The organism is Halomicrobium sp. HM KBTZ05, assembly GCF_041530035.1.
GTDB lineage: Archaea > Halobacteriota > Halobacteria > Halobacteriales > Haloarculaceae > Halomicrobium.
Genome location: NZ_CP168057.1, coordinates 1,414,834 through 1,432,189 on the forward strand (window position 1 = coordinate 1,414,834; position 17,356 = coordinate 1,432,189).

A 17,356-nucleotide genomic window follows, 5' to 3' on the forward strand; every position below is an offset into this window, starting at 1 on the left:
CACGACTCGCCGGACGCGTCGGCCGGCCGATACCAGCCGCTTGTGACGGTCGCGAACCGGTCGAGGAGGCATCGCTATGCCCGGACCTCCTCTTGGGACTCGGGGACGCCGATGTCCTCGGCGAAGCGAGTCAGTTCCTCCATCGTGACCCGCTTTTTCTCCGCGCCGTAGTCCTTGACGCGCCGGGTCACTTCCCGAACGTGTTCGTCGGTCGGGTCGTAGCCGGCGTCGACCAGACGCTCGCGGACCGAGTGCTGGCCCGTGTGCTTGCCCAGCACGAGCTGGCGCTTGGCCCCGACCATCTCGGGAGTCATGACGCCGGGCTCGAACGTGTCGGAGTTCTCGATCACGCCCGCGGCGTGGATCCCGCTCTCGTGTGAGAACGCGTTCGCACCCACCACCGGTTTGTTCGCGGGGACGTCGATGCCCGACTTCTCCTCGATGATCGCGGAGAGTTCGGTGATCCGGGTCGTGTCGATCCCCGTCTCCACGTCGTACAGGCTCTCCAGTGCCATCACGACCTCTTCGTAGGCCGCGTTCCCGGCGCGTTCGCCGATGCCGTTGACGCTGACCTGTGCCTGGGCCGCCCCGGCCTCGTAGCCCGAGATGGCATTCGCCGACGCCAGCCCGAAGTCGTCGTGGGTGTGGACGTCGATGCGGGCCTCAGTCTCCGCGTCGACCATCTCGATGAGGTCGTAGAACCGACGGGGCGTGGCGACGCCGCAGGTGTCGGGAATGTTGATCCAGTCGGTCCCCGCCTCGGAGACGCCCTCGATCACGTCGACGAGGAAGTCCTCGTCCGTGCGCGTGGCGTCCATCGGCGAGAACATGCACTCGACGCCGGCCTCCTTGACGCGCTCGACGGACTCGATGGCGCTGTCGAGTGCCTCCTGTCGAGTCGCGTGCATGGAGTCCTGTAGCTGTACGTCGCTGGTCGAGACGAACGTGTGGACCAGGTCAACACCGGCGTCCAGTGCCGCCTCGATGTCTTTCTCGACGACGCGAGCCAGCCCACAGACCGTCACCGAACTGGCCTCGGTGATGTCTCGGACGGCCTCGAACTCCGCGTCGGAGTTGACCGGGAACCCCGCCTCGATGACGTGGGTCCCCATGTCGTCTAGGATCGCTGCAATCTCTCGTTTGTCTTCGTAACTAAACGACGTGCGTGGCGACTGCTCGCCGTCACGTAGCGTCGTGTCGAAAATACGTGCTTCTGTAATCTCAGAAGTGGAATCCAGTGTGCCCTGGAAGAACTCGATCCGCCGGAGATTCCGACGTGCCCTCTATGTTGTTGGACATAATCGTCTGATACGGGACGCTCTGTCTATTTAAACCTGTCCATACCTCTTTTGAGTGATACGTCTCTCGTCGCCCTCGACAGTCGTCGAATCGCTCGACACAGGCCGCCCGTGTCACACTGTACCGTAGCACTCTCCGAGAGCGATCACTCCCTCGACAGGTACGCCTGATACTGCCGGCTGTCACTTCGCGACGAGCTTCGCCACCCCGGGGTGGCGAAATCGGTCACAGAGTTACAGCCGGTCGTATGACGGAGCCGTCGGTGACGGCCCGGACGACGGGAGCAACTGCGCACGTCCCACCGGCGACGGCGAGAGGAGGCTTTTTTTCACTCGGCTCCCAGAGACAGAGCATGAGTGAGTTCGAGGGGCTCGACCTGCAGGCCGTCGAAGATCAGATGGACACCGACGAGGGCGGGGACGGGAGCGATCGAATCGTGCTGGGCGTTCTGGACGGCTCGACCGGCCCGGACGAGTGGCTTGAGACGATTCACGGCGGTGCCGTCCTCGTCTTGAACGTCGACGGCGACCTGAACGAGCTGGCCGCTGGCTTCGCGCGCGACGTGAAGGAGACGGGCGGGGAACTCGTCCACTTCCGTGGGTTCCTGATCGTCACGCCGCCCGGTGTCACGATCGACACCGACCGGCTGGAGTGAGCCGGTCGGTCGGAGTCGACCGCCGACTGGGGCGCTCGGTCCGGGCCGACGACGTTTCTCGGGACTACGGCTCGAACAGCGTGAGGGAGTGACCGTCCGGATCGCGGAGCCGACTGCCGCCGTCGACGTGTTCGACGGAGCGTGCGGTCTCCCGGACCCGTTCTGCGGCCGTTCGCGGAGCGGCCGCTTCGATACCCCAGTCGACGTGGACGCCGCCGCGGGCGTCGGCCAGCCCGAGCTGGGGCTCCCACAGTTCGAGGTCGACCGAACCCGTCGTCAACCGGACCCGACGGCGCTGGTCGCCGCGATCGACCACCTCGAAGCCGAGCGTCCGGTAGAACTCGACGGCAGTATCGAGCGCCTCGACTTCGAGCACGACCTCGAACAGTCCCACCACACCGTCACCGGTGTCGACGGTCTCTGCGAGTTCGACACAGTTGCCGTCCGGGTCGTAGCAGTACAGCGAACGGTCGTCGCCGAACCGGTGTTCTTCGACCGTCAGTCGCCGGTCGAGGCGTTCGTACCAGTCGTCGGAGGCCGCTCTGGAGATCGAGAGCGCGTAGTGAGTGTGGAGGCCACCACGGGGGACCGCTCCCGGCGTCCGAATCCAGAGCGTCGCCTCGCCCGCACCGAAGCCGACCTCGTCGGCCCCGTCTTCGCGAACCGGGAGGTCGAGCACCGACCCGTAGAACTCCCGTGCCGGGTCGAGGTACTTCACTTCGAGCGTCAGGTGGCGGGGCGCACCGACCATGGGGGTCCTACGTCGTCCGTCCCAAAGGCGTTGGCGACGGACTCCGAGCGCACCCACGGCGAGCGCGCTTCAGCCGTTTCTGTCGCCGCTGTCACACTCTCCGTGGCGAACTGCCGTCCGGTGGGGCCGTGCTTTTGTGTTTCCTGCCCCTACGATCGTCACGATGAAAGGATCTGGCTCCGCGACGGACTGGCAGGCGATCGATCGATGGGAACACGGCGTCGGTTGGCTGCCCTATCCCGACGAGACGATGCAGCGGGCGAGCCACGCGATCGAGGTCGACGGCGAAGTGTGGCTCGTCGATCCGATCGACTTCGACGGGCTGGACGATCTCGTGGCCGAACACGGAGAGGTCGCGGGCGTCGCCGTCCTGCTGGATCGGCACAAGCGAGACGCCGCCGCAGTCGCGAACCGCCACGACGTTGCGGTCCACGTGCCGGCGTTCATGCGCGAGATCGCCGACGACTTTCCGGCACCCGTCGAGTTGATCGAGCGAGAGCTTGGCGAGACGGGCTATCGAATGCACGAGCTCAAGAACAACGGCTTCTGGAAGGAGGCGGCGCTGTACAGCGACGACACGGAGACGCTGGTCGTTCCGGAGTCGCTCGGCACCTCGTCGTACTTCCGGGCCAGGGGCGAGCGGCTCGGCGTCCACCCGATGTTGCGGCTCTTCCCACCGCGGAAACTCGTCCGGCTCTCGCCCGAGCGAGTCCTCGTCGGCCACGGCACAGGGATCCACGAGGACGCGGCGGCGGCCGTTCAGGACGCGCTCGACGGTTCGCGGACGCGGGCCCCGTCGCTGTACGCAAAGACCGCCAGAGAGTTCATCTTCGGGTAGGGCGACGACGGAACTATGAACGTTCGTGTCGAAACACGATCGTGATCTACGCGACGCGTGGCCTCGTCGAGTCGCTGCTCCGCATGGGCCGTGACGCCGATCCGGACTCCGTGACCGTCGCCGTCTCGGTCACGCCGGCCGGCGACCTTCCGGAGGCCGATCTGGACCCGGCGACCGACGTTTTCACCCACTTCTACATGCCCAGCGCTGGCAACTCCGTCAGTGCAGTCTTCGGCTTCGACCTGGGGACGCCGGTCGCCCAGAGCAACGGCCGATTCGTCTCACACCCCGAGGGCCGTCTGGAAGTGACGAAAACCGACGACCTCCACGAAGTGATCTTCGTCGCGGTCCCGCCCTGGGACGAGGATTCGATCGCCGCGTTCGACCGCCGGGGCGACGAGCTGCCACTCACCGTCCTCGACATCGCGCCGCCGGAAGAAGCGCTCGAATAGCTACTCGATGTAGCCCAGGTCCTGCAGCTGTTCGGTGATGTCCTGGAACTCGGCTTCGGTGAGTTCGCCCTGCTGCTGGTGCTGAATGACGATGCTCCGGAGCATGAAGCGAACGAGGTCGCTCGTCGACGAGAAGCTCGTCCCCTCGATCGTCTCCTCGACCCTGTCGGCCAGGTCTTTCGGGATCGACACCGTGGTGTAATCGGACATACCTCCGTTTTGCCGCGCTGGCGGATAGTCGTTGCGGGCTCTGGATTCGCCGGTGTCGGCCGTTCGTACCACAGACTGTCGGGTCGACGACGTTCGCCAGACCGGGCGAGGAACCTGGCGCGGACGGCGGCGTCAGCGCTGGTCGGCGGTCGTGTCGAACTGGCCCATCTCGGCGTGGTTCGTCGGGTCGAAGGTCCGTGGCGCACCACAGCGCTCGGTCCAGGACTCGCCGGCCCTCGAACCGGTCGCGTGGTCGGACGGGCGCGTGTACCTGTCTTCGCTAGTGGGGTCGGTCGTCGCGTGCTGTTCGTCGGTTCGGGTCGTCGTCTCAGTCTGTATCCGGGTTGCCATCGTGTGTCTGGAAGGGGGGTGTCGTTCGAGTGGTGCGGTTCGGTGTGTCGCTGTCGGCGGCTGCCGGGAGTGATACGCTCATCGGTACATCACCCTCTTCCCCGAACCTTAATAAAAGTTAATGACTGATTCTGAAGTCCGAACGTGCCACCCTCAGACGGACCGTTGCCGCGGTTTCCCGGCGAGTGTCTCCGTGGCGACGCCTGCCGGTGCGCAACGACGACGCTCCGTGTCAGACGACCAGTTCCTTGGGGTACTCAGTGAGGTTCTCGTAGCCGTCTTCGGTGACGACGACGAAGTCCTCGATGCGGACGCCACCGACCTCGGGATCGTACAGGCCCGGCTCGACCGTGACGACGTGGCCGGGTTCGAGGACGCCGCCGTTCGGTGCGACGCGCGGGAGTTCGTGAACGTCCAGCCCGACGCCGTGACCGGTGCTGTGGATGAATCCCGTCTCGGTCGACTCGTCGCTGCGCAGCGTCGGCTGGCCCGCCGCCTCGTACACGTCACAGACGGCGTCATGTACCTCGGCACCGGTGGCACCGGGCTCGATCGCGTCGAGGGCGGCGGCGTGGGCTCGGGCGGTGAGTTCGTACCACTCGGCCACCGTCTCGTCGGGTTCGCCGACGACGAACGTCCGGGTCATGTCGGCGTGGTACTTCGACGCCTTGTCCTGTGGGAAGATGTCGACGATGATCGGCTCGCCGGCACGCAGCGGCCCGCTCCCTCTGTCGTGGGGATCTGCGGCGTCGCTCCCACAGGCGACGATCGTCTCGTCGAGCGCACAGCCGTGGCGCAACAGCGTCACCTCGATCTCCTCTTTGATCCGCTCGCTCGTGACCCGCTCGCCGTCGTAGAGCAACTGCCCTTTGGCCGCAGTGCGACTCTCCCGGAGCAGTTCCTCGGCCGCGGCCATCGCCGCCTCGTTGGCCCGCTGGGCGGTCTCGATGTGTTCGATCTCTTCGTCGGTCTTGGTCGCTCGGATCTCCGTGATCACACTCTCGGCGTCCGACTCGACGGTCACGCCGCGGTCCCGCAGTCTGTCGGCCGTCGAGAGGGGGAATCGTGGCGGTACGGCGACCGACTCCACGTCGTAGGCGTCGAGGAACGCAGCGATCACGCGGCTGACGCCTTCCTGTGGGCCGTACTCCTCGACTTTGCGCTGGTACCCGAAGTCGACGTGGCGCTCGACGGTGTCGGCGCGGGCCTCCTTCTTCGCCCGTCCGTACTCCAGGCTCCGGGAGAAGAGCAGGTGAACCTCGCCGTCGTACAGCGTCAGGAAGGGATCGGGCGCGTCGAACCCCGAGAGGTAGTACTGATCGGAGTCGGTCGAGTCGGCGTCGATCAGGTAGCCGTCGAGATCACGATCGTCCAGGGCGGCGTCCAGTTCGCTGAAGTCTGGATCCATGTTCCGTCGTGTGTTCCCGACCTTCATTAGTCTCTCGGGGCGCAAACAGACACGCTCTTGGTCCGGCCAGCCGACCGGCCGGACGTGAACGCCGAAATCAGTCCGTCGACGGTCGGTGGCACGGCACGAGCGCCGCCGTCGAAGAGTTACACGCACCGGGCAATTCTCGCAGCGGGATACGCCGACGGCGCGGTCGTACACGACCCGCTCGTCAGCGCCGACACGAGGGCGACGATGCGAGCGGTCACCGCCTTCGGCGGCAGCGTCGCGCTACGTGACGAAGAGTCGGTCCTCGACGTGACTGGCTTCGACGGGCGGCCGGAGACGCCTGCCGACGTGATCGACTGTGCGAACAGCGGCACGACGACGCGGCTCGTCACCGCCACGGCCGCCCTCGGCGACGGGCTGACCGTCCTCACCGGTGACGAGTCGCTGCGCTCCCGGCCGCAGGGACCGCTGCTAGACGCCATCACGGCAGACCTCGACGGACGCGCCGAGAGCACCCGTGGGAACGGCCAGGCCCCCCTGGTCGTCGGCGGTGCCGTCGACGGCGGCGCGGTGTCGATTCCCGGCGACGTGTCCTCGCAGTACATCACCGCGCTCCTGATGGCGGGTGCCGTCACCGACGAGGGGATCGACGTGCATCTCGAAACGGAACTCAAGAGCGCGCCGTACGTCGACATCACGCTGGAGGTGCTGGCCGACTTCGGGATCGAGGCCGAGGCGACGCCGGACGGCTTCGCGGTCCCGGGCGGCCAGTCCTACGCGCCGACCGACGGCGAGTACCACGTCCCCGGCGACTTCTCTTCGATCTCCTACCTGCTGGCCGCGGGCGCACTCGCCAGCGAGGACGGACTGACGATCACGTCCGCGTATCCGAGCGCGCAGGGCGACACGGCGATCGTCGACGTCGTCCGCGAGATGGGTGCCGGCGTCGACTGGGACCGCGAGGCCGGCGAGATCGAGGTGACGAGCGCACCCCTCTCCGGCGTCGAGGTCAGCGTCGCCGACACGCCGGACCTCCTGCCCACCATCGCGACGCTGGGCGCGGCGGCCGACGGGACCACGCGGATCGTCGATTGCGAACACGTCCGCTACAAGGAGACCGACCGCGTCAGCGCGATGGCCGAGGCGCTGACGAAGATGGGCGCGAGCGTCGAGGAGCGCCAGGAGACGCTGACGATCCACGGCGGCGAGAGCGACCTCCAGGGGGCGACGGTCGACGGGCGCGCCGACCACCGGATCATCATGGCGCTGTCGATCGCCGGTCTCGTCGCCGACGGGACGACGACCGTCGACGGCATCGAACACGTCGACGTGTCCTTCCCCGACTTCTTCGACGTACTCGACGACATCGGCGCGGCCGTCCGGTACTGATACGACCGGCTGTACATCTGTGACCGATTTCGCCATCCCGGGGTGGCGAAGCTCGTCACGAAGTGACAGCCGGCAGTATGAGACGGATCATTGTCGTCGCGTTCCGATCGATCGCGCGTCTCTGTGCCGTCCGCTCGCGCGACGAACGGTCGACGCACGGCCGCCGGTGGCTCCGTCGTCCGACGTCGACCTTCGTACGCCGACTGTAAGGTTGAAATGCCCCCAACCCAACCCAGTACGTAATGAACGGGAACGAGTTCGGCCGGCTCTTCCGGCTGACCACCTTCGGCGAGAGCCACGGGGAAGCGATGGGTTGTACGGTCTCGGGTGTGCCGGCGGGCGTCGAACTGTCCGAAGAGGAGATCCAGACGGACCTCGACCGGCGCAAGCCCGGCCAGTCGATGATCACGACCTCGCGGGGCGAGCCCGACAAGGTGTCGATCAAGTCCGGCCTGCAGGACGGCTACACGACGGGCACGCCGATCGGGATGGTCATACAGAACAAAGACGCCCGCTCGGGGAAGTACGAGCCCTTCATCACGGCACCGCGGCCCTCTCACGGCGACTACACCTACTCGGCGAAGTTCGGCACGCGCAACTGGGGCGGTGGCGGCCGGTCGTCGGCCCGCGAGACGGTCAACTGGGTCGCTGCCGGCGGCGTCGCCAAGCAGGTCCTCGCACAGTCCGACCACGACGTACAGATCAAGGCCCACGTCTGCCAGATCGGCGACGTCGTCGCCGACGACGTGACCTGGGAGGAGATGCTCGAACACAGCGAGGACAACGAGGTCCGCTGTGGCGATCCCGACGCCGCCGAGGAGATGCGCGACCTCGCGGACGAGTACCAGAAAGAGGGCGACTCGATCGGTGGGGCGATCTACTTCGAGTGTCGCGGCGTTCCGCGGGGCCTCGGTGCGCCGCGGTTCGATTCGATACCCGCACGCCTCGGACAGGCGATGTACTCGATCCCCGCGGTGACGGACTTCGAACTCGGGATCGGACGCGACGCGCGGACGGCGACCGGATCCGAGTACACGGAAGACTGGGAGTTCGACGATAGCGAGGCGACAGCCTCGGACAACGCGAGCGGCGACCCGACACCGGTCGGCAACGACCACGGCGGCATCCAGGGCGGGATCACGACCGGCGACCCGATCTACGGCGAGGTCACCTGGCACGCGCCGGTCTCGTTCCCGAAGACCCAGGAGACCGTCGACTGGGAGACCGGCGAGCGAAAGGAGATCACGGTGACGGGCCGACACGATCCCGTCCTCCCGCCGCGGGCGGTCCCCGTCGTCGAAGCGATGCTGTACTGCACGGTGCTCGACTTCATGCTGCTCGGTGGCCGGATCAACCCGGACCGACTCGACGACCGGCCCGGCGAGTACGACACCGACTACCACCCGTCGAGCCCCCAGAACGATCCCGACGACGCCGACACGCACGCGACCACCGTCGACGAGGACTAACATGGACGCCGACCAGGAGTCTCTGTCCAATCCGTACGGGATGGACGAGACGTGCCAGAACTGCCCCGAACTCTGCGAGACGCGCTCGAACGTCGTCCACGGCTACGGCGACGTCGGCGCGGAACTGCTCGTCCTCGGCGAGTCGCCCAGCGAGGCGGCCGACGCGGTCGGGCTCCCGTTCGTCGGCGAGCGAGAACGAGAGCTACTCGACATCCTCGAAAGCGTCGGGCTGGTGGACGATCCCGACGCCGACCGCCCCCAGTTCGACAACGTCTATCTGACCTACGTCAGCCGCTGTCACCACCCCGAACGCGGTGCGACAGACGAAGAGGTCCGGAACTGCGAGCCATACCTCAACAGCGAGGTCCGGATGATCAACCCCGAGCTCCTGTTGCCGGTCGGACAGGCGTCACTGGACGCGCTGGCCTTCGAGTACACCACCCTGAGCGAGGACGAACTCGCCATCGAAGAGCGCCACGCGACGACGATCCGGGGGCGTGGCTTCGAACTCCTCCCGATGATCGAACCGTGGGAACAGACCGACGCGGAACGCGACGCGTTCCTCGAACACCTCGGCGAGACGCTCGGCCGGGACTACCGCCAGACGAAGGGACGCCGAAGTCGGTAGCGCCCGTTCATACTGCCGGCTGTCACTTCGTGACGAGCTTCGCCACTCGGGGTGGCGAAATCGGTCACAGATGTACAGCCGGTCGTATCAGAACCGGTCGGCCGACTCCCAGCGCTCTCGCGTCGCCTCGATCTCGGAGCGCTCTCGCTCGATGTCCGAGAGGTGCCAGACGATGTCGGTCAGCGTCAGGATGCCGACCAGATCGAGGTCGTCGAGCACCGGGACTTTCTTGATGCCCTCGTCGGACATCTGTCGAGCGACGCTCCGGACCGCCGTCTCGGGCGTGGTCGTCACGACCGAGCCGTGTGCGAGCTTCGCGACCGGAATGTCGTCCAGCGCCCGCCCGGTCCGCAGTGCGGCCGCCAGCGCGTCCTGTTCCGTGACGATCCCACAGGGAGCCCCGTCGTCGAGGACGACGACCGACCCGACGCCGGCATCGAGCTGGCGCTGGACGGCTTCGGCCAGCGTCGCGTCGAGGTCGACGGTCACGACGGCCGTCGACATGAGCTCCTCGACGAGCATGGTGTGTGCTATCACTCCCGAAGCAATAACTTCCGCGCCCGGCCAGTGGAAAGTGAAAAGGGTCGCCTCGCCGGAGAGAGTGGTATGACCACTGTCGCAGTCATGGCCGAACCGCCCGAATCCGGTGCCGTGCTCACGGACCTCGTCGAACGCGACCGGTTGACGACGGACGAAGCGTCGGAGCTGTACGCCGCGATGCTCGCCGATGTCTGTGAAGCAATCGACGGGAGCGGGGCCGAGTTGCTCGTGAACTACCGTGCCGACGAACAGGTCCCCAGCGAGGACGGAGCCTCCGAGCGCGAGGTGCGCTCGGCGCTCGACGGCGTCGTCGACACCGACGAGGTCCGCTTCGAGGTACAGGTCGGCTCGACCGAGTCGGCCCGTGCCGGCAACACGATCACGCACCTGCTGGAACGGGAAGGCGTCCGGACGGCCGCGGTGGTGAGGCCGACGGCCGCCCTGCTCGGTCGCCAGCACATCGACACCGCGGCGATGAAGCTCCGGAGCAACGGCGTCGTCCTCGGTCCTTCGACGGCCGGCCGGATCAGCTACGCCGGGTTCGCCGAACCGATCGACTTCGAGGACGCCTTCCAGACGCCGACCGTCGAGACGCTCGTCCAGCGAGCGACGGACGCGGGACTCGCCGTCGACTTTCTCCCGACGATCCCGGTCGTCGAGCAGGACGCGGACCTCCCGACGGTCGTCCCGCTCCTGCGTGCCCGCAATCGAGCCGACCGACTGGTTCCCACACGGACCACGGCGGCGCTCGACGAGTTCGGGTTCGACGTCGTCGACAGGGACGGGACCGCGACCGTCGTTCGCCCCTAGAGGAACTGCAGGCAGACCGGACTGGGCAGTTCGGTGACCGCACCGGTCGCGGAGAGTTCGCCCGTCGCGGCGTCGACGTCGAACGTGACGATGTCGTTCGTGTCCATGTTCTCGGCCAGGAGCGTCTCGCCGTCGGGGGTCAGCGCGAAGTTCCGCGGCCACTCGCCCCGCGTCGAGACGGTGCCCTGGAACTCGATGGTCCCGCCGTCGACGGCGAACGTGGCGATGCTGTCGTGACCACGGTTCGAACCGAAGACCCACTCGCCCGAGGGGTGGACGTGGACGTCTGCGGTGATGTTCTCGCCGTCGTAGTCGTCGGCCACCGTCGGCGCGGTGTCGACCACGGTCAGGCTGCCCGTGTCCGCGTCGCGCTCCAGCACCGTCACCGTCGAGTCGAGTTCGTTGATGAGGTACGCGTACTCGCCGTCGTGGTCGAACGCCATGTGACGAGGCCCCGAGCCGGCCGCCAGCTCGACCGTCGCCGCGTCGCTCGCCACGAGCGTGCCGTCGTCGAGGTCGAGTTCGTAGCCGACGACCCGGTCGTCGCCCAGGTCCGGCACGTACGCGTACTCGTTGTCCGGGCCGGGCTGGATCGAGTGCGGGTGAGCGGCCTCCTGGCGCTCCTCGTTGGGACCCGAGCCCGTGTGTTCGACGAGATCTGAGGGCGCGCCGATCTGGCCGTCCTCGGCGATCGGACACATCGCGACCGAGCCCCCGGTGTAGTGGGCGACGAGTAGATACTGGCCCGTTGCGTCGACCGTGCAGTGACACGGGTCGGCACCGCCGCCGGTCCTGACCTGATTCAGTCGCGTGAGTTCGCCGGTCGCCCGATCGATCTCCAGGGCGGTGACGCCGCCCTCGTCGACCTCGTTGACCGCGTAGCAGTACTCCCCGCTGGGATGGATCGCCAGGAACGAGGGGTCGTCCCCCGCGGCCGCGACCGACCGCTGCTCGACAGCGCCGTCGCCGTCGACCGCGACGGTGTAGATGCCGTCGCTGTCACCATCCGTGTACGTCCCGACGAGTGCGAGTTCCTCTGTCGCCATTACTCTCGCTTCGACGGCCCCTGTCTTCGGTCTTTGGGCTCGTCGCCGACCGTCCACAATCGACACTCCTTAGGCCGACCCCCGGCTATCGACGACTGTCCTGTGGTGGGATGGCAGAGCGGCCCATTGCGCCTGCCTTGAAAGCAGGTGGCGCAAGCCTCCTGGGTTCAAATCCCAGTCCCACCGCTGTCTCACTCCGCCCAGCACTGCGTAGCGGCGACACAGCCCGAACTCTCCCCAGCATATGGCTGCTCTCGTCGCCGTCTGGGACGACGATCGAGTGTCGGCCGGACGGCAAAAAATCGCTTTCACAAAACACGAAGCTTATACCGTGGTGCTAAGTTGTTCAATCAAACAGAGTGTTACAGATGTCGAGCAACACAACGTCGTCGAGATTCGGGACCGGTCTGGCGCTTCTCGTCGCCGGACTTCTGGTCGTCAGTAGCATCGGACCGGCGCTGGCTGCACCGCGCGTGTTCGTCGCGAGTGCGTCGTTGCCCGAGAAGACGACTGCGACGGGCGACAGCGTCGACGTCGAGGTCCATCTCCGAAACACCGGCGAGGACGACGGTGCCGGTCGCGTCACGATCACGGCCAACGGCGAGGAAGTACTCGTCGAAAACTACGCCGTCGACAGCGGCGGATCGCGGACCGTGCGGGTGCCGCTCACCTTCGACGAACCCGGTGAGTACGAGATCGTCGCCAACTCGAAGACGGCCGGGACGGTCCTCGTGGACCGTGCGGTCGCGCGGACGACCGAGTATCGGTCCGACGGACGGACCATGAGGGTCCGGACCGGCGCGGTCGACGGGACCGGGCCAGTCACCGCGGCCTTCCCGGCGACGAACGACTCGCTGGCCGTCGACTCGCTCACCTTCAGGACCAGCAGAGACAGGTTCAACCGGACGGTCGCGACCTACACCGATCCGGAGGCGGTGCCGTTCTCGCTCCCGTCGGGTGAGGGGACCACCGTCTTCGGTGCCGTCACCGTCCAGCAGGCCGCCGACGTGGACGACCGACGGGTCCGGATCGCGGTCAATCAGTCCGTGATCGACGCGACCGACGTGGACAGCGACGAGGTCGAGATCTACAGCGGCACGGACGGTGCCGTCCAGCGAACCAACACGACCTTCGAAGGCCCCGCCGACGGTCGCTACGTCTACGAGGCCCGGACCAACGAGACCGAGACGCTGTTCGTCGGCTCGCTCGTCCCGGTGTTCGAGGTCGGCGGACACACGCTGTCGACCAGCGAGAACGGCGTCGAGAAGGAGCTGTCCGTCAGCGCGAACGTCACCAACGCGGGCGACGTGGCCGGCGAGTACACGGCGTCGCTGCGGGTCGACGGGAGCGCCGTCAGCAACGAGACCGTGACGCTCGGCCCCGGCGAGACCCGACAGATCACCGTGTCCGAGGCGATCAGTCGCGACGGGAACTACCGTGTCGCGCTCGACGAGCAGTTCGTGGGCAACGTCGTCGTCGAGACGGGAGACGCCGAACAGACCGAGACCGACAGCGGACAGGCGACTGACGGCGACGGCACGTCGGGGTCAGACGACGGCGAGAGCCAGACGGAGACGGGCGACTCTAATTCCGCTGGCTCTGACGGCGGGTTCGACGTGTCTGTGCCCGAATCGGTCTCGGAGTTCGACGTGGGCCTCACCGAGATCGCGATCGGTGGCGGTGTCGCCGTGATCGGCGTCCTCCTCGTCGCACTCCAACGCTGGTAACCGGGAGATTTTTGCGTGGGTCACCCTACCCATCCGGTATGGACTGGCCACACGATCCCGACGGCGAGGAAGGGAGCGAAGGGCGTCGAAAGTACGGCCATGCGGTGATCGCAAAGAAGATCGACGAGGAGGCAGACTTCCCGCTGTCGGCCGAGGAGTTCGTCGCGGAGTACGGCGACCACCCGGTTCGAATCGACTACGAGACCGTCGTCTCCGTCGCCGACATCTTCGAGCACGTCGAGGGCTCGGAGTTTGAGGACTTCCCGGAGTTCCACAAGGCACTGGGGCGTGCGCTCCGGTCGGCCGATTACTGGCCGTACCGCCTCGAACACGCGTAGTGGGCGCGTGAGGTATGTGACCGCGACACATTCTTTCGGGTGCCGCTCGTACCGCTACGTATGGCGACAGACGACACCACGACTGACGGGCTGGTCGAACTGCCCGAGCAGGTCGTCGCGGACCTCTTCGCGTCCGAGCGCCGCCGATTCGCGGTCGAGATTCTCGCCGAACGCGACGGGCCGATGGCGCTCGACGACCTCGCCGCCGCCGTCCGCGCGCGGGAACGCGGCATCGAACCGGCGGCGGTGCCCGACCGCGAGCGCCGTTCGGTCCGCGACGCGTTCTTCGAGCGACACCTCCCGAAGCTCACTGCGACCGGCGTCGTCGAGTACGACTCGATGGTCGCCACGGTAGCGCTGGCCGACGACGCGGTGGCCGGCCAGCACCGTCCCTGATACGGATTGTCGTCGATCGTTATCCGATCGACCGTGCGCCATCGGGAGACGCTCTCCGTCGTCTCCCGACCCCGCACCGCTCCCGACTCGACGGGCTGTTCCGACAGAACAATAGCCGTCCCTCGCTAACGGTGAGCCAACCGTGACCAACACGCAGGTGACCCACATACAGATCGACAACTACGGACCGTGGACGGTGACGCCGGAGCCACGCCGCGAAGTGGATCTCCAGACCCTCCAGTCGCGCCTCTTTGCCGATCTCTCTCAGCTGTTCGGGAACCGGGACGCGTACGTCTTCTTCACCCGGTTCGACAACATGATCGCGGTCAGCAACGGCGTCGATCTCGACGATCACGCACTCATCCAGGAGTCGGTCGCGAACCGATATCCGGTGACGATGAGTCTGAGCGTCGCGACCGGGACGACGCCGGCCGAGGCGCTTGGAACCGCGACCGAGCAACTCCAGGCGGCCGGGAGCGCGCAGGACGAACACCGCCGAGAGATCCTCAAAGGACGCGTCGTCGACGAGGAGTTCCGCACCGACGAAGACGTACAGATCGCCCACTTCGACGTGAACGACGCGACCGAGAAGTACACCGACCAGCTCAACGAGTTCGACACGTTCATCGAGATCGAACAGGGGTACGCCGAGTTGATGCGCCACATGCGACGAGCCCACGACTCGCTGGCCTTTTTCGTCGGTGGAGACAACGTCATCGCGACGTGTCCGGAACTGGACGAAGCCGACTACCGGGCGGCGATCGATCACGTCCAGGAGACCGTCGGCGTCGAACTGAAGGTCGGTGTCGGCCGGGGTGGCGTCGCCGCCGACGCCGGAATCACCGCCAAGCACGCCCTCGAAGAGTGCCGAGCGACCGGCGACGACGTCACGATCGAGTTCTGACGGTCCAGTCTTTACTATTCGAACGCGGCGGGTATAAGCGTAGTGCAGGTAGCTTTTAGGGCACCTGTGTGTTACCAGCTACCATGAACGAGAACGTGACAGTGCGGGAGGTGATGGAACGCGAGTTCGTCGGCGTGAGCGAATCGGACGGTGTTCTGGAAACGTCGGAACTGCTGCTCCGAGAGGAGGCCGATCTGGCCGTCGTGCTGCGTGGCTCCGAGCCGGTCGGCGTCGTCACCGACAGGGACGTACTCGCCCACCTCGTCTCCGACGGTGATCCGGCGGCTGCGACGGTCGAAGACGTGATGACCGAGTCCGTCCCGACCGTCGCCGCCGAGGAGACACTGCCGGAGGCGCGCGACCGGATGTCGTCGTGGTCGACCAGCTGGCTCGTCGTCTCCGACGGCGGCGAGCCGGCTGGTATCGTCACGGAACACGACATTCTGGCCACGTCGGCGCTGGGCAGCGAAGCGACCGCCCAGCAGGCGATGGGACAGACCGCGAGTCAGGCGGTAGCCGACGAGGTGGCGACGGTCGGTGCCACCGCGACGGCGGGCCAGACCATCCCCGACGAGCCGTTCGACGATCAGGGCATCTGCGAGCAGTGTGGCTCGCTCGCTCGCAACCTGGCAGCGTTCAACGGCCAGCTCCTCTGTGACGACTGTCGAGACATCTGAATCGACCGTATGGAGATCACCCTCGCGTCGACCGGCCAGGTCGACGACGTTACCGAACTGTGGATCGAGTTGGCCAGGGGCCAGCGCACCCACGGCTCACACATCCTCCCCGAGGAGAACCGTTCGACGGCACGCGACGCGGTGCTCAGACACACCGTCGCGGACGAACTCGCCGTCGCGGTCGTCGACCGCACCGTCGTCGGCTTCGTGATGTTCACCGTCGAAACCGGCGAGTACCGCCAGGACCGGACCCGCGGCCTGATCAGAAACATCTACGTGCGGCCCGACGACCGGAACGAGGGGATCGGGACGGCACTGCTGGAGGCCGCAGAGTCCGAGCTGGCCGACCGCGACGCCGACCGTGTCACGCTGGAGGCGATGGCAGACAACGACGCGGCCCGCCGATTCTACCGTCGCCACGGCTACGAACCCCACCGCGTCGCCTTCGAAAAGTCGACCGAAAGCGATACCCTCTAAATGGTCCCCGCATAACTACCGCCTGCGCCAGGGGAGCTTGGGTGGTCCAAGCACTCGACTTGTAATCGAGAGTTCGTGGGTTCAAATCCCACCCCTGGCTCCTCCCGATTTTCACGCGTCGTACGGACGAGCCCAGCACCCCCACACCGTCGGCGAGTCGCCGACTCGGAGATGATCCAGACGACCAACGCGGTCACCGGTGCTGTACAGAACTTCGCGACGCTCTCGATGCCGGAACATCGTCGCCTGCCGGTCAGCGTCGGTACTGGCAGGCGCTCACCGAGACACCGCGACAGCGGCCCCAGGAAACAGCGACGGCCGGCAGTGTTACTGGCGGTCGTTCGTGGACTCGGGCGGGCGGACCACGACCTGGTCGCCGACGCCGTCTACTCGGGCTGCGGGGACGCGGAGGTGTCCGTCGTCGGTCCGTTCCAGTGTCTCCGGAACGTCGTCGGACGGGTCGGTCTCGACGATCAGCGTCGCCAGATCACCGGTGTCTATCTCCATCGTCAGGTTGTGAACCACACCGAGTGCTTTGCCGTCGGTGCGGATCACTGGCTTTTCGGGGAGGCTGCTTGCGAGGACCATGCTCGTGTCGTCGGTCTGAACACAATTAAAAATCGCTGATTTCGTTCGCTCCCGACGGTGACTGGTGGTGACAGCGGCCTCCGGAGCGGTCACCGATCGCCGGCGGGTGCGTGATTTAAGTCCGTGCGACCCTCGCAGTCGGATATGGGCGACACGCTGGAGCTGTACACGGGGGATACCGTCACGGTCGAACACGTCAAGCCACTCTCGAACGGCGGAGGTCGCTTCGACGTTACCGCGGAGGACAGCCGGAAGTGGCGCATCGACGTGACGCGCGACGGTGACGTGGACGTGGTGACGACCTGGGAGGACGGCACGCTGGCGAACCTGGACGTGCCAGAGTGGATGGACGACGTGACGGGGCGATTGAGCCGACTGTGACACGGCGCGGACCTTTTTGAGGGAAGACGGATCG

Annotated in this window: 22 protein-coding genes and 2 tRNA genes; 16 read left to right on the forward strand and 8 right to left on the reverse strand. The window is 66.6% G+C overall.

Going from position 1 to position 17,356, the window contains the following annotated elements:
• Positions 1-74: 74 nt before the first annotated feature.
• The gene (locus ACAH01_RS07315; protein WP_194286989.1) at positions 75-1,259 is read right to left on the reverse strand and encodes a LeuA family protein; all 1,185 of its coding nucleotides are present in this window, start codon (positions 1,257-1,259) and stop codon (positions 75-77) included.
• 392 nt (positions 1,260-1,651) lie between these two features.
• Between ACAH01_RS07315 and ACAH01_RS07320 the strand changes: the two genes are divergently transcribed.
• Positions 1,652-1,954 (forward strand): DUF5779 family protein, encoded by a 303-nt coding sequence (locus ACAH01_RS07320; protein WP_153553715.1) that lies wholly within the window; start codon positions 1,652-1,654, stop codon positions 1,952-1,954.
• 64 nt (positions 1,955-2,018) lie between these two features.
• Here ACAH01_RS07320 and ACAH01_RS07325 read toward each other — a convergent pair whose 3' ends face one another.
• Positions 2,019-2,705, reverse strand: coding sequence for a VOC family protein (locus tag ACAH01_RS07325; protein ID WP_372480717.1), 687 nt, complete (start codon positions 2,703-2,705; stop codon positions 2,019-2,021).
• A gap of 163 nt (positions 2,706-2,868) precedes the next feature.
• Between ACAH01_RS07325 and ACAH01_RS07330 the strand changes: the two genes are divergently transcribed.
• On the forward strand, positions 2,869-3,543 hold the full coding sequence (locus tag ACAH01_RS07330) for a hypothetical protein (RefSeq protein ID WP_372480718.1): 675 nt from the start codon (positions 2,869-2,871) through the stop codon (positions 3,541-3,543).
• A 41-nt stretch (positions 3,544-3,584) separates the two neighbouring features.
• Positions 3,585-3,995 (forward strand): hypothetical protein, encoded by a 411-nt coding sequence (locus ACAH01_RS07335; protein WP_170094600.1) that lies wholly within the window; start codon positions 3,585-3,587, stop codon positions 3,993-3,995.
• Here the strand turns inward: ACAH01_RS07335 and ACAH01_RS07340 are convergent, their stop codons facing one another.
• The 3 genes from ACAH01_RS07340 to ACAH01_RS07350 all read right to left on the reverse strand — a co-directional run bounded on the left by ACAH01_RS07340 (position 3,996) and on the right by ACAH01_RS07350 (position 5,964).
• Entirely contained in the window at positions 3,996-4,205 is a 210-nt protein-coding gene (locus ACAH01_RS07340; protein WP_015763592.1) for a ribbon-helix-helix domain-containing protein, read from the reverse strand.
• 132 nt (positions 4,206-4,337) lie between these two features.
• Positions 4,338-4,556, reverse strand: a complete 219-nt coding sequence (locus ACAH01_RS07345) for a hypothetical protein (protein ID WP_170094599.1) — start codon at positions 4,554-4,556, stop codon at positions 4,338-4,340.
• A 232-nt stretch (positions 4,557-4,788) separates the two neighbouring features.
• Positions 4,789-5,964 (reverse strand): M24 family metallopeptidase, encoded by a 1,176-nt coding sequence (locus ACAH01_RS07350; protein WP_372480719.1) that lies wholly within the window; start codon positions 5,962-5,964, stop codon positions 4,789-4,791.
• 84 nt (positions 5,965-6,048) lie between these two features.
• On the opposite strand from ACAH01_RS07350, the gene aroA reads away from it, so the two are divergent.
• The 3 genes from aroA to ACAH01_RS07365 all read left to right on the forward strand — a co-directional run bounded on the left by aroA (position 6,049) and on the right by ACAH01_RS07365 (position 9,438).
• The gene (aroA, locus tag ACAH01_RS07355) at positions 6,049-7,341 is read left to right on the forward strand and encodes a 3-phosphoshikimate 1-carboxyvinyltransferase (RefSeq protein WP_372480720.1); all 1,293 of its coding nucleotides are present in this window, start codon (positions 6,049-6,051) and stop codon (positions 7,339-7,341) included.
• A 242-nt stretch (positions 7,342-7,583) separates the two neighbouring features.
• Entirely contained in the window at positions 7,584-8,810 is a 1,227-nt protein-coding gene (aroC, locus tag ACAH01_RS07360) for a chorismate synthase (RefSeq protein ID WP_372480721.1), read from the forward strand.
• Position 8,811: 1 nt separating this feature from the next.
• A complete protein-coding gene (locus tag ACAH01_RS07365) occupies positions 8,812-9,438 on the forward strand; it encodes a uracil-DNA glycosylase family protein (RefSeq protein ID WP_372480722.1) in 627 nt (208 codons plus the stop codon).
• Between the two features lie 87 nt (positions 9,439-9,525).
• Here ACAH01_RS07365 and ACAH01_RS07370 read toward each other — a convergent pair whose 3' ends face one another.
• Positions 9,526-9,960, reverse strand: coding sequence for a CBS domain-containing protein (locus ACAH01_RS07370; protein WP_372480723.1), 435 nt, complete (start codon positions 9,958-9,960; stop codon positions 9,526-9,528).
• Positions 9,961-10,044: 84 nt separating this feature from the next.
• On the opposite strand from ACAH01_RS07370, the gene ACAH01_RS07375 reads away from it, so the two are divergent.
• On the forward strand, positions 10,045-10,788 hold the full coding sequence (locus ACAH01_RS07375; protein WP_170094593.1) for a hypothetical protein: 744 nt from the start codon (positions 10,045-10,047) through the stop codon (positions 10,786-10,788).
• Here ACAH01_RS07375 and ACAH01_RS07380 read toward each other — a convergent pair.
• The gene (locus ACAH01_RS07380) at positions 10,785-11,834 is read right to left on the reverse strand and encodes a lactonase family protein (RefSeq protein WP_372480724.1); all 1,050 of its coding nucleotides are present in this window, start codon (positions 11,832-11,834) and stop codon (positions 10,785-10,787) included. The two genes, ACAH01_RS07375 and ACAH01_RS07380, sit on opposite strands and share 4 nt — an antisense overlap.
• 104 nt (positions 11,835-11,938) lie before the next feature.
• Between ACAH01_RS07380 and ACAH01_RS07385 the strand changes: the two genes are divergently transcribed.
• The 8 genes from ACAH01_RS07385 to ACAH01_RS07420 all read left to right on the forward strand — a co-directional run bounded on the left by ACAH01_RS07385 (position 11,939) and on the right by ACAH01_RS07420 (position 16,453).
• A tRNA-Ser gene (locus ACAH01_RS07385) sits at positions 11,939-12,020 on the forward strand.
• 182 nt (positions 12,021-12,202) lie between these two features.
• Positions 12,203-13,561 (forward strand): CARDB domain-containing protein, encoded by a 1,359-nt coding sequence (locus ACAH01_RS07390; protein WP_372480725.1) that lies wholly within the window; start codon positions 12,203-12,205, stop codon positions 13,559-13,561.
• Between the two features lie 38 nt (positions 13,562-13,599).
• On the forward strand, positions 13,600-13,899 hold the full coding sequence (locus tag ACAH01_RS07395; protein ID WP_170094590.1) for a DUF5785 family protein: 300 nt from the start codon (positions 13,600-13,602) through the stop codon (positions 13,897-13,899).
• A 60-nt stretch (positions 13,900-13,959) separates the two neighbouring features.
• On the forward strand, positions 13,960-14,295 hold the full coding sequence (locus tag ACAH01_RS07400; RefSeq protein ID WP_170094589.1) for a hypothetical protein: 336 nt from the start codon (positions 13,960-13,962) through the stop codon (positions 14,293-14,295).
• A 142-nt stretch (positions 14,296-14,437) separates the two neighbouring features.
• The gene (locus ACAH01_RS07405; RefSeq protein WP_153553697.1) at positions 14,438-15,199 is read left to right on the forward strand and encodes a GTP cyclohydrolase III; all 762 of its coding nucleotides are present in this window, start codon (positions 14,438-14,440) and stop codon (positions 15,197-15,199) included.
• Between the two features lie 83 nt (positions 15,200-15,282).
• On the forward strand, positions 15,283-15,876 hold the full coding sequence (locus ACAH01_RS07410) for a CBS domain-containing protein (protein WP_153553696.1): 594 nt from the start codon (positions 15,283-15,285) through the stop codon (positions 15,874-15,876).
• A 9-nt stretch (positions 15,877-15,885) separates the two neighbouring features.
• Positions 15,886-16,353: a GNAT family N-acetyltransferase gene (locus ACAH01_RS07415; protein WP_372480726.1), complete on the forward strand. Its 468-nt coding sequence runs from the start codon at positions 15,886-15,888 to the stop codon at positions 16,351-16,353.
• Positions 16,354-16,379: 26 nt separating this feature from the next.
• Positions 16,380-16,453: transfer RNA gene (locus ACAH01_RS07420), tRNA-Thr, on the forward strand.
• A gap of 227 nt (positions 16,454-16,680) precedes the next feature.
• Here ACAH01_RS07420 and ACAH01_RS07425 read toward each other — a convergent pair.
• Positions 16,681-16,941: a PRC-barrel domain-containing protein gene (locus tag ACAH01_RS07425; protein ID WP_170094586.1), complete on the reverse strand. Its 261-nt coding sequence runs from the start codon at positions 16,939-16,941 to the stop codon at positions 16,681-16,683.
• Between the two features lie 144 nt (positions 16,942-17,085).
• Between ACAH01_RS07425 and ACAH01_RS07430 the strand changes: the two genes are divergently transcribed.
• Positions 17,086-17,322 (forward strand): hypothetical protein, encoded by a 237-nt coding sequence (locus ACAH01_RS07430; RefSeq protein ID WP_372480727.1) that lies wholly within the window; start codon positions 17,086-17,088, stop codon positions 17,320-17,322.
• The last annotated feature ends 34 nt before the right edge of the window (positions 17,323-17,356 follow it).